Origin of the sequence: Lentilactobacillus buchneri, assembly GCF_018314255.1 — a bacterium.
In the GTDB taxonomy this organism is placed as follows: Bacteria; Bacillota; Bacilli; order Lactobacillales; family Lactobacillaceae; genus Lentilactobacillus; species Lentilactobacillus buchneri.
Window position 1 is genome coordinate 1,087,047 of sequence record NZ_CP073066.1, and the last position, 12,927, is coordinate 1,099,973.

The following is a 12,927-nucleotide window of genomic DNA, read 5'->3' on the forward strand; positions in this document are numbered from 1 at the left end:
TATGATACCGGTTTCATTTTGAATTGCCCTTTCTGGAAACAAATTTATTTAATGTGATCAGCAAATCATCTGATTCTGTAACCGCTTACGATATATAGAATACCGTGTAAACGGCATCAATTGAATCTAAAAATCTATCAAGTGTTTATAAAATAAAACATATTTATAAAAGCGCTTTTATAATTTGCTGAACAAGCAAGAATTCGCGTAAAAATAGTCTTTAGCCAATTTCTTTGTGAAATATAAAACTGATTTGAAATTGACTTTTTATGCTTTCTGAATTATTTTTATAACAACAACAGAAAGATTTATAAAATCCCAATTGTGATCAGCAAACAATTCGATTTTGCACTGGAGGTTATTCTATGGTTAAGCAATTCCTATCGATTTCATGTATCCCGACACCGACCTATATTCAAAGCGGCCACGTGGTTTTTAGTCCCGGTGAGCGGCATCCCAACCGGAAGAATTTCCAATTCTTTGTCATGATGTTCATGAAACGCGGAAAATTATTTATCGCAGAAGATAATACCGAATACACCGTGAGTGCCGGTGAGATGTTCATTCTCCAACCACAGCACCATCACTATTCATGGAAACCAATGGATGAAACCACTGAATACTACTGGATTCACTTTGCAACAGCCGGCAATTACGTCCAAGCCCGGGAACCAAAGCAGATGCGACCAGTCATTCCCGTGCCGGCAATTCATTACTACACCTCGGCCATTACTTTATTTTTGGAGAAGCAACAGCCGATTCCTAATGAAGAAACGGTGATCTCAATGATCAAAAAGATCTTTGCCAACAGCCGTAAGTCCAATGAAAACCACTCTGACACCATCCAAAATTCAATTGAGTTCTGGAAGGCCCAGCAACTATTCTTGGACCTGCTCCAGCAGATTCAGGTTCAAACATCGCAAGAGTCGCCAACCACGATGATTGCCAACAAAATCCAGCGCTACATTGAAGATCATTTTGACGAAAAGATTACTTATGAAGAGCTAGGCAAGGAATTTCATATCCATCCGAATTCTGTTTCTTTATATATGAAGAAAACATTCGGCATCACCCCCAATAATCTCCTGACAAAATATCGTTTGGAAGAAGCAACCAAGTACCTGTTATTGACTTCTGACCAAATCAGCACCATCGCCACGAAGGTTGGTTACCAAAACGTCTATTACTTCTCGATGGCCTTCAAAAAAGGTTATGGCATGTCGCCTTCCGAATACCGTAAGAAATACATCAGTCTAAAACCAAACACACCGGATGACGGCGCCGGTAATCAATTTATGTAATGAAGAATCCTCCTGTAAATCGGTTCTTCGTCAACTGTTGTTGGTGAACAAAATATTGGAGTTCTAATCACTTGGTGATTAGAGCTCTTTTTGTATGAACTCGAAAAGCGAACAGCACTCTTAGCCGGAATCTGAAGAAGTTTCGGTAACCAAATCCAGTGCGTTTAATGACTTTAATCTTGTTGTTTGAACCTTCTAAGGGCCCGTTGGTGTAATGGTGAGTAAAGGTATTGCCAATTTCATCATGATGAGTCGCTAGGGTCTGGAGGGTTGCCAACATCTCTTCCGAGCAGCCCTCTAAGTGATGGAATACTTGATTATAGTTGGGCCAATCACGGTTTTTGATGGTTTCACGTAACCGATTCATCACGTTGTAAGTTTGCTTGAGCTCGGGATCAATGTCCAATAAAGCATCAACCACATCAGTGGCAGTCGCTGGATAAGGGAAGTTTGTCCACTTACGGAAAGCTTCATAGTTGAGGTGATTTTCCGGCGTTAATAATAGTTTCCAATAGCGTTTTAGGGCGTGATACTCGCGTGAGGAAGTCGCCAGGGTTTTCATGAGGCGCACCCGCGTCTTATTAAAAGCTCGATTTAAAGCGTTAACCAAGTGGAACGGATCGATGACAACGATGGCGTTCGGAAAGATCTGCCCCACCAATTTGGGATAGGTATAGTTCATATCGGTGACGATAATTTTCACATTTTCTCGCGCAGCCTGGTCGTAATGCTGGAAATACTTTTGAAGCTGATAGATGGTCCTAAAGGGTAACAGGTCGATCAATTCGTGGGTTTCCGCATCCATAAATTCAAAGCTCATCGCGTCGGTGGCGCTCTTAGTGCTTTTAACTTCGTCCATGAGGAGAACTTTTGGTAAATAGTGCCAGTTGGTTTGAAAGTCCCGTTCAGCGCGCAAGAGCTGCCGACCAACGAATGAATCCGAAGTGGATAACTCATCGGCAATGTGTTTGAGCGAAACCGGTTCGGTCAGTTTTTCTAAGCATTGTTTGCGGGTCGTATTTGAAATCGTGCAGTGTTTCGGCACCGCATTCGTCTGCGCCAGGAAATTGGTATGACAAGCCTTACAGTGAAAGTTTCGCCGATTGAGACACAGGATAACGGTGCTGCCCAATGTTTTTGCGAATCTAATGGTGGTCTTCCGCCAACCATAGCCAATAATTTGGTGATCATTGATAATCCCACAATTGCGGCATGCCTTGGGGGTGTAGTTTAGGGACCCCACCAATCGAATCACTCCATCATCACCCACTTGTCCTTCCTCAATTATTAAGTGTTCATCATCTATTCCTAACAACATTTTCGTAGTATCATTTGACATAGGGCATTTCCTTTCTTGACTTAATTCTGTGGTGGGAGCAAGTTAACGGACGGGAGATGTCCGCTTTTTTATTCTAATGATAAACAAAAAATCTGTCATCAGTAATAGATAAAAATCTATTACCAACAACAGATATTGTAGAACCTGTAAATCAATGAGAACAATTTACAGGAGGATTCTTTGTTTTGTTCAAATATCTAAAGTGGTTAATTCAACTTCACTTATATAATCCTGGTTGATTAGATTCTTGCTTGTTGGATCCAGACATTCATTTGTTTTTCGTCACGATTTGCCCAAGCATAATATGGAATCAATGTCAGGTGACTCTTCTCAGCCGTTTTTGGTGCGTCGAAGGTGTACAACTCATCTTGGTTATCCACATTTACTGGGATAGTTTTCAAAGACAAAAAAGCAACGTTTAAGTATGTGGCTTAAACGTTGCTTTTAAGACTCATTCAACCGACGTATAGGCCAGATTACTCGAACATCTTCCGCGTAGCCTTGGCCAAAGTCTTAATATCCCGATCATACCGCGGATTCTTCACCAACTTAGCCATTGGCACTCCGGCAAAGTGGTAAGCCGCGATTTCTCCTGATCGCACGGCACTCTGCTCGGTGAAGACCATTTGATACGGCTGCTCCACAAATTCACCGGTGAAAGCTAAATTGGTTGAATGCTCTGGAATCACCTTTGGTCGATCCGTCTTGGCACGGTTGTTGAACAAAGCGGATGCATACGGCATGTATGCCGGGATGCAGTTAATCACGCTGTCCATGATTTCCTGCTTCTTATCCATAATGTTGCCCGGTCCCGGATCAACCTTGGATAATTGACCCAGCAGCTCTTCAACCATTTCCTTACCAGTCATCTTGATGTACTGTTTGTTCACAAACTCACCTTTCCGTCGTGGATACAGGAAGTAGCCCCAAATCACCGATTCATTGGCCTTTTGGGTGGTGAAATGCGGCTGGTGGTGCACGACAATCGACATGTTGACATCCTTATTGCCCATTGGGGTAATTGGTGAAGTGGAAATGAATGAATTTAATGCATTGCCTGGAACTTGGGTGGTAATCCGGGTAATTTCATTCAACAAAATATGATCTTTTGTCGTCAAAGTAAAGCTGACCCACTCACTGGCATTACGATCGTTAAAGAATTTGTCCGGATTCCCCAAATTATAGAACCGGTTGGTGGCCTTCTTCCAAAGGCTGGCCGCGGCACCATAATCCATATTCTCTTCAGCCGGCGTATTGAAATCACCAAGAGTAGCTGAATCGGTAATTGAACCGTTGGTGAAGATCACGGCCGTGTCATCATCAACCGGCACGTCTTCTTCCTCGCCAGTTTCCGTATTCGTCATCCGCAAGGCAGTTACCGTAATCTCGTCTTGCATCGGCGTATCCTTAAATTCAAAATTAGTTACTCTTCGATTCAAAATAATGTTGACGCCTTGATCTTTCAAGTAATTGATCAGCGGCAGCATAATACTCTCATATTGATTGTAACGAGTCCGGTTGACACCGACCAAGTGCTCGATTTGAGTAAACTCGTAAATCATTTGGTGCATGTAACGCCGTAGTTCCTGCGCTGAGCTTTGTACCCGAAAGGCAAAGGTCGTCTCCCACATGTACCAGAAGTTGGTGGTAAACATGTGCGGATCATCCTTGAAGTAATCAGCGATCGTGACGTTATCAAGTTGTTCTTCTTTAGAATCCGGCATCATGATCAATTCGGTTAATTTCAGTCGGTCCTTATTATTGAAGCCCATCTTGCCACCATTGATAATGCCCTTGCCGCCTTCCATCAGGCGGGCTTTGTCAAACGTGCGATGCTTGGCATCAAAATCACGGGTATCTTCGGCAGCGGTCATCCCCGGTTCAGTTGCGGAAGGCACTCGGCTTAATAAGTCCATCAGATCAACGTATGTTCGATAGTTGAGCATCCGTCCACCACGGGCAATGAAGCCTTTGGTGTTTTCCATTGGGTGAACTTTGTTCCAATATTCTCCGGCAGCCTCGCTGGCAGGTGAACCGTCATTTGAACCATGGTCGTCAATCGAGTAAAAAGTAATCTGGTTGCCCTTCCAGTTACCCTCTTGAATCAAATAGACCGCAGCTGCCATGTTAGCCAAGCCGGCACCGATCATAATTGCTTTATTTTTTGTCATTAAGAATTCCTCCAAACAAATTATTTCGCTTCGTACTCATCGTACAGGTGAGAGTCATCTTCAAACCACCCCATCGACTTCAAAAGGCAGGCACCGGCAACCACGACACCGATTCCGGTCAGTATTAACACTGTATGTTTCATATTCAATCGCTCCCCGTTAATAATTTCAGCGAAATGCGTTTGCCAAATCCGTCTACGCATCTGCCTATATTGTAGTAGAAAACCGGCATAAATGTGTGACCGTTATCTACATATTTGCATTTTTTCGTAAGCGTTCCCAGTAACCACTGTTAAACCAAGTTTTCATGTTTTATGAAAGTTTTTGAAAATAAAACTTACGAGCAGCTTTTATTTATGGTAGTGTAATCAATTGTCATGATATAAAAGTTTTAAGAATTAGGAGAAACATTATGGAAAAATCGTTAAATGCAGACCAAGCGTCTGTCGAACCAAAACAAAAACAAGCAGCCAAACCGGTTGCTCGTCCATTCTTAGCAATGTTGGGCATGCTGATTGGCGGCTTTGTTGGGATGTTGAGTGAAACTTCCCTCAACATCGCGTTACCAAGTTTGATTGCCGAACTTCATGTCAGCATCGGCACCATGCAGTGGCTGGTGACCGGCTACATGCTGGTAATCGGGATTGTCCTGCCGATGTCTTCATTGCTTCAGCGGATTTTTTCGACCCGCTCATTAATCTTATTCGCCCTATGTGATTTTATCGTCGGTGCGGTCATTTCAGCACTGGCACCGAATTTTGCCATTTTACTGGTCGGCCGAATGATTCAGGGGATTGCCACCGGTTTAATTCTGCCCTTGATGTTCACGGTAGCGACTTTAATCTTTCCACCCTATAAGCTGGGTTCAGCCATGGGGATGATCGGACTTGTCATCATGTTTGCGCCCGCTGTCGGTCCAACTTTAGCTGGAATGATCCTCGGCCTGCTTTCATGGCATTGGATTTTCTGGTTGTTTGTACCATTTCTGGTAATCGCCTTTATTTTGGCCTTCAAGTACCTGCCAAACGTGGGTGACATCACTAAGCCCAAAATCGACTGGTTCTCAATCATTTTGTCAGCGATCGGCTTTGGCGGCCTCGTCGCCGGTGTCAGCTTGGCGAGTGATTCCGGTTGGGGCTCACCCCAAGTGATTGGAACCTTGATCGTCTCAGTCATTATCTTGGCATGGTACATCCGTCGCCAATTAAAATCTGAAACCCCAATTCTGAATTTCCGCGTGTTCCAAAAGCATCAATTTACGGTTGGCTCCGTTTTAGTGATGTTGGATTTCGCCATTATTCTTTCATCAATGTACTTACTGCCAATGTTCTGGCAAAACGGTTTGGCAATTCCCGTCGCTATGACTGGAATTGTGATGCTGCCAGGGGGAATCGTCAACGCGATTGTCTCAGCGATCGCTGGGCGCTTCTCAGATACGGTTAGCCCCAAACTGCTGACAACGTTGGGCTTTGGTGTGACCATCGTCGGCCTGGTATTGTTACTTTTGGCCAGCTCAACTTCGCCAATGTGGTACGTCATCTTGGCTCACATCATCATTATGTTAGGTGTGCCGCTCGCCATGTCGCCCGCCCAAACATTTGGCCTGGGAGCTTTGGATGAACAAACTTCCGGAGACGGCAGCACTATCATGAATACCTTCCAGCAAATTATCGGGGCCATGGCAACCGCCATCGCTACCAGTTTGTTGGCATTTGGAAACTCGGCTGCTGGTCATGTCAGCCATCAAATTGCTTTTACCAATGGGGTCCACGTTGGTCTGTGGTTTACGTTGATCGTGGCTGCAGTGGCTTTCCTGCTTTCATTTACCATTAAGGATCGTAAGCGCGCATAATTGAATCTTGAATAAAAATCAAAAAGGTCGCAACATAATTAGCAAAAATTACGTTGCGACCTTTTTTGAGTACCATTTAAATCCCTCGATTTAAAATTGAAGTGCAACACCTGCTCTACTAGACCAGTTCTTTATTCAGACTAGTCAAAAAGGCCATGAAGACCTATTCTTAATTCACCACAAACAAGAAAGAGGTATCTTCATGACCCGAATTAAGAATATCATATCTAATCAGTATCACCAACTCAATTTAGCTGAACGTGGTCGAATTGAATCCCTAAGGGACTTAGATTGGTCTATCCGCCGGATTGCCCAGGCCCTTCATCGTAATCCCAGCACGATTTCACGTGAATTAAAACGTGGGACAACGACACAGATTAACGCTAGTACTCATATCTTTGAACAGTCATATCTGGCAGAAACTGGTGAAGCAATTTATCGTAAGCACCGACTAAATAGCTGTTATCGTGGACTCTTTGATCATTGTCAAACCTTCTGTAATGCTTTGGTGACAGCTTTAAAAGCGCGTCCCAGGATGCATAGTGTGGATACTTTTGTCCACCAATTCAAGACTGATCACCCAAGGCTTGTCTGCCCCTCAACACCGACGGTGTACCGGTATATTGATGACCAGCGTTTAGTTATCCGCAATTCAGACCTACCAGCTAAACTACGTCGCCGGATTAAATGCCCCGGGGCAAAGCATCATCGAATCAATAAGAAAAATCTGGGCCATTCAATCGAAGAGCGTCCCGCCATGGTTCAAGCGCGTCAAGAGCTTGGACACTGGGAAGGTGACTTGGTCAAAGGCAAACGGGTTGAATCTGAGCCAGCATTAATGACTTTGACTGAACGTGTTAGTCGCTTAGAGATCATCGTTAAACTTCCCAATTATCATGCCGACACTTGCTTGAAAGCCCTCCAGAATACCTTATATGACTATGGAACCGAGCACTTTAAAACCATTACTTTTGATAATGGTGCTGAGTTCTCAAGCTTGAGTCAAGTCAAGGGAACTGACATCTACTTTGCCCATCCTTATTCACCATGGGAACGTGGAACCAATGAGAACACTAACGGCCTTTTGCGCGAGTTCTTCCCGAAGGGCAGATCCTTGGCTTCGGCCTCACTCATTGACATTCAGCTGGCTCAAGATACCTTAAACAACCGGCTACGGCGGTCATTGAACTATCGCTGCCCAGCCGATCTAATGCCTGAACTAGCTTAGCAACTAGACCACTTCTAAGAATAGATTCTTAGTGTTGCACTTGATTTGACAATTGAGGTACCATTTAAATCTAAATTATTATGAAACCGTCAGCCAGCACATTTTATTCAGTTGTTTGTGCTGAATGATCCGCCACCAACTGCTTAACAGCCTTCATCGCTGCAGCCAAGGCCTCATCACTGGCTGCGTAGCTGATCCGAACGTATTCGTTATCGCCAAATGGATCTCCTGGCATCAAGCCAATGTGGTATTCCTTTGCCAGTGTATTAACAAAGTCCCAACTGTTCATCTGCAGATCTGCTGGAATCTTGGCAAAAACATAGAACGCCCCGCCAGGATGAACGACGCCAAAACCGGCTTCAGCCATTTCCTTGGCGACAAAATCTCGACGTTTTTGGTATTCCTTCAGCATTGGTTTGGAATCGTCCTGACCGTGTGTCAACGCCTCAATCGCTGCGTATTGAACGATTGACGCAGCTGCGGTCACGGTGTACTGGTGAACTTTGGCAATTTCATCGATGAAACCGCTGGGACCAAATACCAATCCCAATCGATAACCGGTCATGGCATGAGACTTGGATAACCCGTTAATCACGACCGTTTGATCCGGCAGAACTTTTGAGATGGAATAGTGCTTCTGGCCGTATGTCAGCTCGCCATAGATTTCATCACTGATAACCCAGATGCCATTTTTCTTTAAAACAGGCGCCAACGCGTTAATTTGTTCTTCGGTATAAGCAACGCCAGTCGGATTATTCGGGTCGGTTAAAATCAGACCCTTGACATCCCAGTCAGGGTGGTCGGCAATTGCCTGATTGACTTTGGCCGGGGTCAAAATAAAGCCATCATCGCTGGTGTCCACCAGAATCGTATTCAACTCGTTTAAGGTCGTCAAAGCGTTATACAGCGGATAGGCCGGCGTAGGAATAATCACGGCGTCACCAGGCTTAAACAAGGTCTTCACTGCAGAAGCAACGGCCTCAGTCGCCCCAACCGTCACCAAAATTTGATCAGCGGAATAGTGATAGCCGAACTTAGCTTGATAATAAGTTGATGCAGCTTCACGAAGCGGTTGGTAACCCCAATAGTAAGGATAATGAGATTCGTTGTGGTTAATCGCGTCGATTGCGGCCTGCTTAATATGGTCGGGAACGTTGAAGTTGGGCTCGCCCAAAGTTAATTTGATAATCTTTGGATCGGAACTAATGTCATGATCAAATTTCCGCATTGCGGACGGCATGACTTTTAACACATAAGGGTTGATACTGTCTAATTCCATAATGGTGACCTCCGGAAAACTCAGATTTAAAACCTGCCAATGATTCGGTAAAAGTTATTGTTAATAATATAACAATTCTCTGAGAAGTCAATGAAAGATCAATCGATTGTATAATTATGCCTTTGATTCTTGATTGCCGTGTATTTCAATAATCGTATGGTAAAATCGCGTTTATTTTTACACGGCCGTGTTAGTTCCACCATTATCATTTTTCAGGGAAAGCCGCGACTTTCAACACATTTTCACGATAGGTTGCCCAGTACACATCGCGGATATTGTCGAAGCCTTGCTTGGCGAGCTCGTCTTCAAGCCACTGCTGGTCTCGACCCATGAGATCTAAGACGTCCGGATCCACCTGGCCGTCCACGATTACCGGGTAGCGAATACTACCCTCCCCTTTATTCAAAACCGTCAGCTGACCGTTTTGTTCCAAAATGGCCCGCTTCACGTCTTGAATGTCATACACTCCGGCAGTTCGCAGCTTGAAATCAACATCTTTACCGGAGAGATTGGCGCGAATGCAATTCTCAACCAAGAGCTGACCATTACGCACCAGTGTGATTGGCTCACCCTCGATAAATTTGCCAAACCAGTGAATATGGGTTTTCAAATATCTGGTCACCATGATTAACAGTGCCCAAAGCAATAGAATCACTAAAAATTGCGCCATCGTGATGGCCGGATTATAAATCACACCGCCGATAATGCCACCAAGGACGTAGTTTTGCAGCTGATCCATTGCTGATGTCGGTGCCAGATTCCCTTTTCCGGTCAGGTTAATCAAAATGGTGATAAATAAGAAACCGACGATTAATTTAAGTGCAACGTCTGAATATGTAAACATATCAATTTGCCTCCTGAACTTTGATGTGGCTCGAACTATCTAATTCGACCTTTTCCAACACAAACTGACTCCCGTCAGCGTTATAGTCGACCCGGTAATAACCGCTGGGGGTCTTAGCCATCAGGTTGGCATTTTGGGTGGTCGAATTGATACTGACGCTTTTGGTTCCCACATGAAGCCGCTTGGCAATCTGCTTAACTGTCTGCGTAATCTGACCAGTCTGCGCAGAAGCGGACTGAATTGCACTAAAGTCGTCGTATTGGATCGCTAAAATAAGCAGCAGCAGCGTCCCGACGATAATGGTTAAATCTTTGTATTTGCTGTCCATTCGATTACGAAGGTAATGGACCAAAAAGCCAATAAAAATGACTGCCAGCACGCTTAAAATAATGATTCTGGCGTACTGCCAGCTACTTTGAGAACCTTGAAGATAGTCGTACGTGTAAAACGTCATTGTGCATCCCCCTTTATCGTTATCTTCATTTTATCTCAAAGTTTCGTTCAATTGTTAATCCATTTGGTGATGCTCGGCCAACTGTAATTATTCACAATAATTCTTGGGGTGAGTTTTAAGTTACTATGGTTGGTCACCAAGCCATCGTTCAAGGTCAAGATGACTTTTAGGCCGGGGCGGTTGGCAAGAAACTTTTGAATCTGGGAGTCGCCGCTGCCGTATGGATAAGTAAAAATTGGTGACTTATAGCCGACCTTTTCCTTCAAGACATCCTGGCTGACCGCATAATCACGCTTAAAGCGAGTGTAGTTCGCCGGAATGTTGAACACCGGGATCCCGTGATCAACCAAATAATGCATCCGATTGGTGTGAACACCAAAGGTCACTAAACTATCGGCCTGTTTTTGCAGCCTTTGGATTGCCGGCCAAGTTGCCAATTTAGTTCCCTGCTTATACCAACCGGTGTTGCCGGTAATAATCGACTGGGTAAACGGGTAATGTAATTTTTCGAGGATCGGAAACGCATTGTCGATCGACGTCCGGTCAACATCATCAAAGGTAATTACCACGTACTTACCGCGAATGGGGCGCTTGCTGTGAGCCATAGCAATCATTTGTTTGATTGAAATCACTTTGATGTGATGGGATTTCAAATAATACATCTGCTTTTTAAAGGAAGGCAGGTTGACGTTAAAATCGTGAAACTGTGTGTTCGGCGACACTTTTTCATCGAACCGGACAATGTCATTCGGTGCCAAAATCCGGTGGTAGGAGAACACCATGATGCCATTTTTGATTCGCTGGTCACGTTTGGAAATCGCAAAATCAGGCCGATTGCCCAGCTGATAGGCAATATTGTGTCGAACACTGACTGCCAAAAGTGCCAAAAAGACCAGAATAAAACCGCTTAGAATCCACTTACGACTTGTTTTGCTCATGATTTTTCGCCCTCCGCTCAAGTTTCTTAATTCGCAGCCAACCAAAAATTGTCATCAAGATGACCATCACCACGACCAGGATGGCAAATCGGGCATAGGCAAAGTAGGACAGGTTCAAAAAGAGGTAATCAGAAACCAGCGTGTCCGAGTATGCGTTCAATAGGAAGCAAACGTTGACGTAGATCACGTAAGCTGTCATGGCCCACAAAGCCACCAAAAAGATGAACCGTTCCAACAATTTAAGAATTGAGGATCGTTTCCGAATAATCAGGTTGTTAGTCTTCTTTTTCATGATTAAAGCCCCCGATCCGGACTACGCCAACTGCCAACATGACTCGGATCCAGGAAGAACGATCCCAGGGCAGTTAGGCAACTGACCAAGTTGATGAACCAATAAAAAATCACATACAGTGGCAACAGTGACAGGTCCTGCCATTTGATAAAATCGGACTCTCTGGAATCGGCATAACCAATCAAGAATTGAATCAAACTAATGAGCAATAGTAGAAATAAAATCACGCCGTCCATGATGATGTCACCTGTGAACATAATCGTGAACAGATAAAACAACGTCACAAATGAGCAGCTGATAGCCCACAAATCACTGAGCACCATGTCCATCAGCAGCCACTGTTCACTCAAGCGACCGGTGATAAACATCCCCCGGTTGCGAAACAGCACTTCAAAGCCTCCGCGGGCCCAGCGCCTTCGTTGGTGAATCAAATCGATTATTCGTTCCGGAACCAAGATCCATGCGACCGACTCCGGGCAGTAACGGACCTGCCAGCCATGGTGATAAAGGCGCCAAGTAATATCAATATCCTCAGTAATGGCATCGATATTCCACCAGCCGGCATCAATAATCGCCTATTTTCGATAAGCCACCACCACACCGGAAACCGTTGTGATGTGGCCAATAACGAAAGCCTGGCCGCGTTTGATAATATCGATTACGCCCACATATTCCAACAACTGCAGCCGACCTAGAATACTGGTCCGGTTGCGGACAATTGGTTTGCCGGCGACTGCGCCGACTTTCGGATCATCGTAAAATCTGGCCAGCATCGGTTCCAGAACATTTTGATCGACGTAGCAATCCGCATCCAGGCACAACAAAAATTCCCCTTGAGCCACCTTGGCCCCTTCATTGAGGGCGTTGGCTTTCCCCTTATTGACCTTGATATCAACAATTTTAACTGGAAACTGATGGCCATACCGTTCCTGAAGCTGAGTCATCACCGCCAAGGTATTGTCTTGACTGCCGTCGTTCATTAAAATCAGCTCAATCCGTTGGTAAGTGATCTTTGAGATCGACTCGACCACTTGGGCCAGGGTGTCCTGTTCATTGTGGGCTGGAATCAAAATTGAAACCAGGTCAGCTGGTTGTCCTTGATGGTCGTTATTCAGCGGTACCCGCCGTTCTTGAATGGAGAAAAAGATTGACCCCACGATCCAAATTGTCGACACAATTACTGGATATAAAATGACAAAATCACTCAAGGTACTCATAATATCCCCCCA

Annotated in this window: 12 protein-coding genes and 1 pseudogene; 3 read left to right on the forward strand and 10 right to left on the reverse strand. The window is 44.6% G+C overall.

What is annotated here, in order from left to right; genetic code table 11:
• The first annotated feature begins 365 nt into the window (after positions 1-365).
• Positions 366-1,301, forward strand: a complete 936-nt coding sequence (locus tag KE627_RS05255) for an AraC family transcriptional regulator (RefSeq protein ID WP_013727017.1) — start codon at positions 366-368, stop codon at positions 1,299-1,301.
• Between the two features lie 67 nt (positions 1,302-1,368).
• Here KE627_RS05255 and KE627_RS05260 read toward each other — a convergent pair whose 3' ends face one another.
• The 4 genes from KE627_RS05260 to KE627_RS12445 all read right to left on the reverse strand — a co-directional run bounded on the left by KE627_RS05260 (position 1,369) and on the right by KE627_RS12445 (position 4,954).
• Entirely contained in the window at positions 1,369-2,640 is a 1,272-nt protein-coding gene (locus KE627_RS05260) for an ISL3 family transposase (RefSeq protein WP_035181568.1), read from the reverse strand.
• A 239-nt stretch (positions 2,641-2,879) separates the two neighbouring features.
• Entirely contained in the window at positions 2,880-3,020 is a 141-nt protein-coding gene (locus KE627_RS05265) for a hypothetical protein (protein ID WP_170174836.1), read from the reverse strand.
• 96 nt (positions 3,021-3,116) lie between these two features.
• Complete coding sequence (locus KE627_RS05270; RefSeq protein ID WP_056939299.1) at positions 3,117-4,811, reverse strand: oleate hydratase; 1,695 nt, start codon at positions 4,809-4,811, stop codon at positions 3,117-3,119.
• A gap of 20 nt (positions 4,812-4,831) precedes the next feature.
• Positions 4,832-4,954 (reverse strand): hypothetical protein, encoded by a 123-nt coding sequence (locus KE627_RS12445; protein ID WP_013727015.1) that lies wholly within the window; start codon positions 4,952-4,954, stop codon positions 4,832-4,834.
• Positions 4,955-5,223: 269 nt separating this feature from the next.
• Between KE627_RS12445 and KE627_RS05275 the strand changes: the two genes are divergently transcribed.
• Positions 5,224-6,663: a DHA2 family efflux MFS transporter permease subunit gene (locus KE627_RS05275; RefSeq protein ID WP_013727014.1), complete on the forward strand. Its 1,440-nt coding sequence runs from the start codon at positions 5,224-5,226 to the stop codon at positions 6,661-6,663.
• A gap of 202 nt (positions 6,664-6,865) precedes the next feature.
• Complete coding sequence (locus KE627_RS05280) at positions 6,866-7,891, forward strand: IS30 family transposase (RefSeq protein ID WP_035181582.1); 1,026 nt, start codon at positions 6,866-6,868, stop codon at positions 7,889-7,891.
• A gap of 103 nt (positions 7,892-7,994) precedes the next feature.
• Here the strand turns inward: KE627_RS05280 and KE627_RS05285 are convergent, their stop codons facing one another.
• The 6 genes and pseudogenes from KE627_RS05285 to KE627_RS05310 all read right to left on the reverse strand — a co-directional run bounded on the left by KE627_RS05285 (position 7,995) and on the right by KE627_RS05310 (position 12,915).
• Entirely contained in the window at positions 7,995-9,170 is a 1,176-nt protein-coding gene (locus KE627_RS05285; RefSeq protein ID WP_013727013.1) for an aminotransferase class I/II-fold pyridoxal phosphate-dependent enzyme, read from the reverse strand.
• Positions 9,171-9,375: 205 nt separating this feature from the next.
• Positions 9,376-10,014 carry a DUF421 domain-containing protein gene (locus KE627_RS05290; RefSeq protein ID WP_014939217.1) on the reverse strand — a complete coding sequence of 213 codons (639 nt, stop codon included), beginning with the start codon at positions 10,012-10,014 and terminating at the stop codon, positions 9,376-9,378.
• A gap of 1 nt (position 10,015) precedes the next feature.
• Positions 10,016-10,468, reverse strand: a complete 453-nt coding sequence (locus tag KE627_RS05295) for a DUF3290 domain-containing protein (protein ID WP_013727012.1) — start codon at positions 10,466-10,468, stop codon at positions 10,016-10,018.
• A gap of 47 nt (positions 10,469-10,515) precedes the next feature.
• Complete coding sequence (locus KE627_RS05300) at positions 10,516-11,406, reverse strand: polysaccharide deacetylase family protein (protein WP_056938908.1); 891 nt, start codon at positions 11,404-11,406, stop codon at positions 10,516-10,518.
• A complete protein-coding gene (locus KE627_RS05305) occupies positions 11,387-11,698 on the reverse strand; it encodes a hypothetical protein (RefSeq protein ID WP_056938907.1) in 312 nt (103 codons plus the stop codon). Before KE627_RS05305 ends, KE627_RS05300 begins: the two co-directional genes overlap by 20 nt.
• 2 nt (positions 11,699-11,700) lie before the next feature.
• Positions 11,701-12,915, reverse strand: a pseudogene (locus KE627_RS05310) (glycosyltransferase family 2 protein).
• Between the last annotated feature and the right edge of the window lie 12 nt (positions 12,916-12,927).

Coding starts and splice junctions, on each gene's coding strand:
- KE627_RS05255 (WP_013727017.1), top strand. CDS start 366: ATGGTTAAGCAATTCCTATCGATTTCATGTATCCCGACACCGACCTAT.
- KE627_RS05260 (WP_035181568.1), bottom strand. CDS start 2,640: ATGTCAAATGATACTACGAAAATGTTGTTAGGAATAGATGATGAACAC.
- KE627_RS05270 (WP_056939299.1), bottom strand. CDS start 4,811: ATGACAAAAAATAAAGCAATTATGATCGGTGCCGGCTTGGCTAACATG.
- KE627_RS12445 (WP_013727015.1), bottom strand. CDS start 4,954: ATGAAACATACAGTGTTAATACTGACCGGAATCGGTGTCGTGGTTGCC.
- KE627_RS05275 (WP_013727014.1), top strand. CDS start 5,224: ATGGAAAAATCGTTAAATGCAGACCAAGCGTCTGTCGAACCAAAACAA.
- KE627_RS05280 (WP_035181582.1), top strand. CDS start 6,866: ATGACCCGAATTAAGAATATCATATCTAATCAGTATCACCAACTCAAT.
- KE627_RS05285 (WP_013727013.1), bottom strand. CDS start 9,170: ATGGAATTAGACAGTATCAACCCTTATGTGTTAAAAGTCATGCCGTCC.
- KE627_RS05290 (WP_014939217.1), bottom strand. CDS start 10,014: ATGTTTACATATTCAGACGTTGCACTTAAATTAATCGTCGGTTTCTTA.
- KE627_RS05295 (WP_013727012.1), bottom strand. CDS start 10,468: ATGACGTTTTACACGTACGACTATCTTCAAGGTTCTCAAAGTAGCTGG.
- KE627_RS05300 (WP_056938908.1), bottom strand. CDS start 11,406: ATGAGCAAAACAAGTCGTAAGTGGATTCTAAGCGGTTTTATTCTGGTC.
- KE627_RS05305 (WP_056938907.1), bottom strand. CDS start 11,698: ATGAAAAAGAAGACTAACAACCTGATTATTCGGAAACGATCCTCAATT.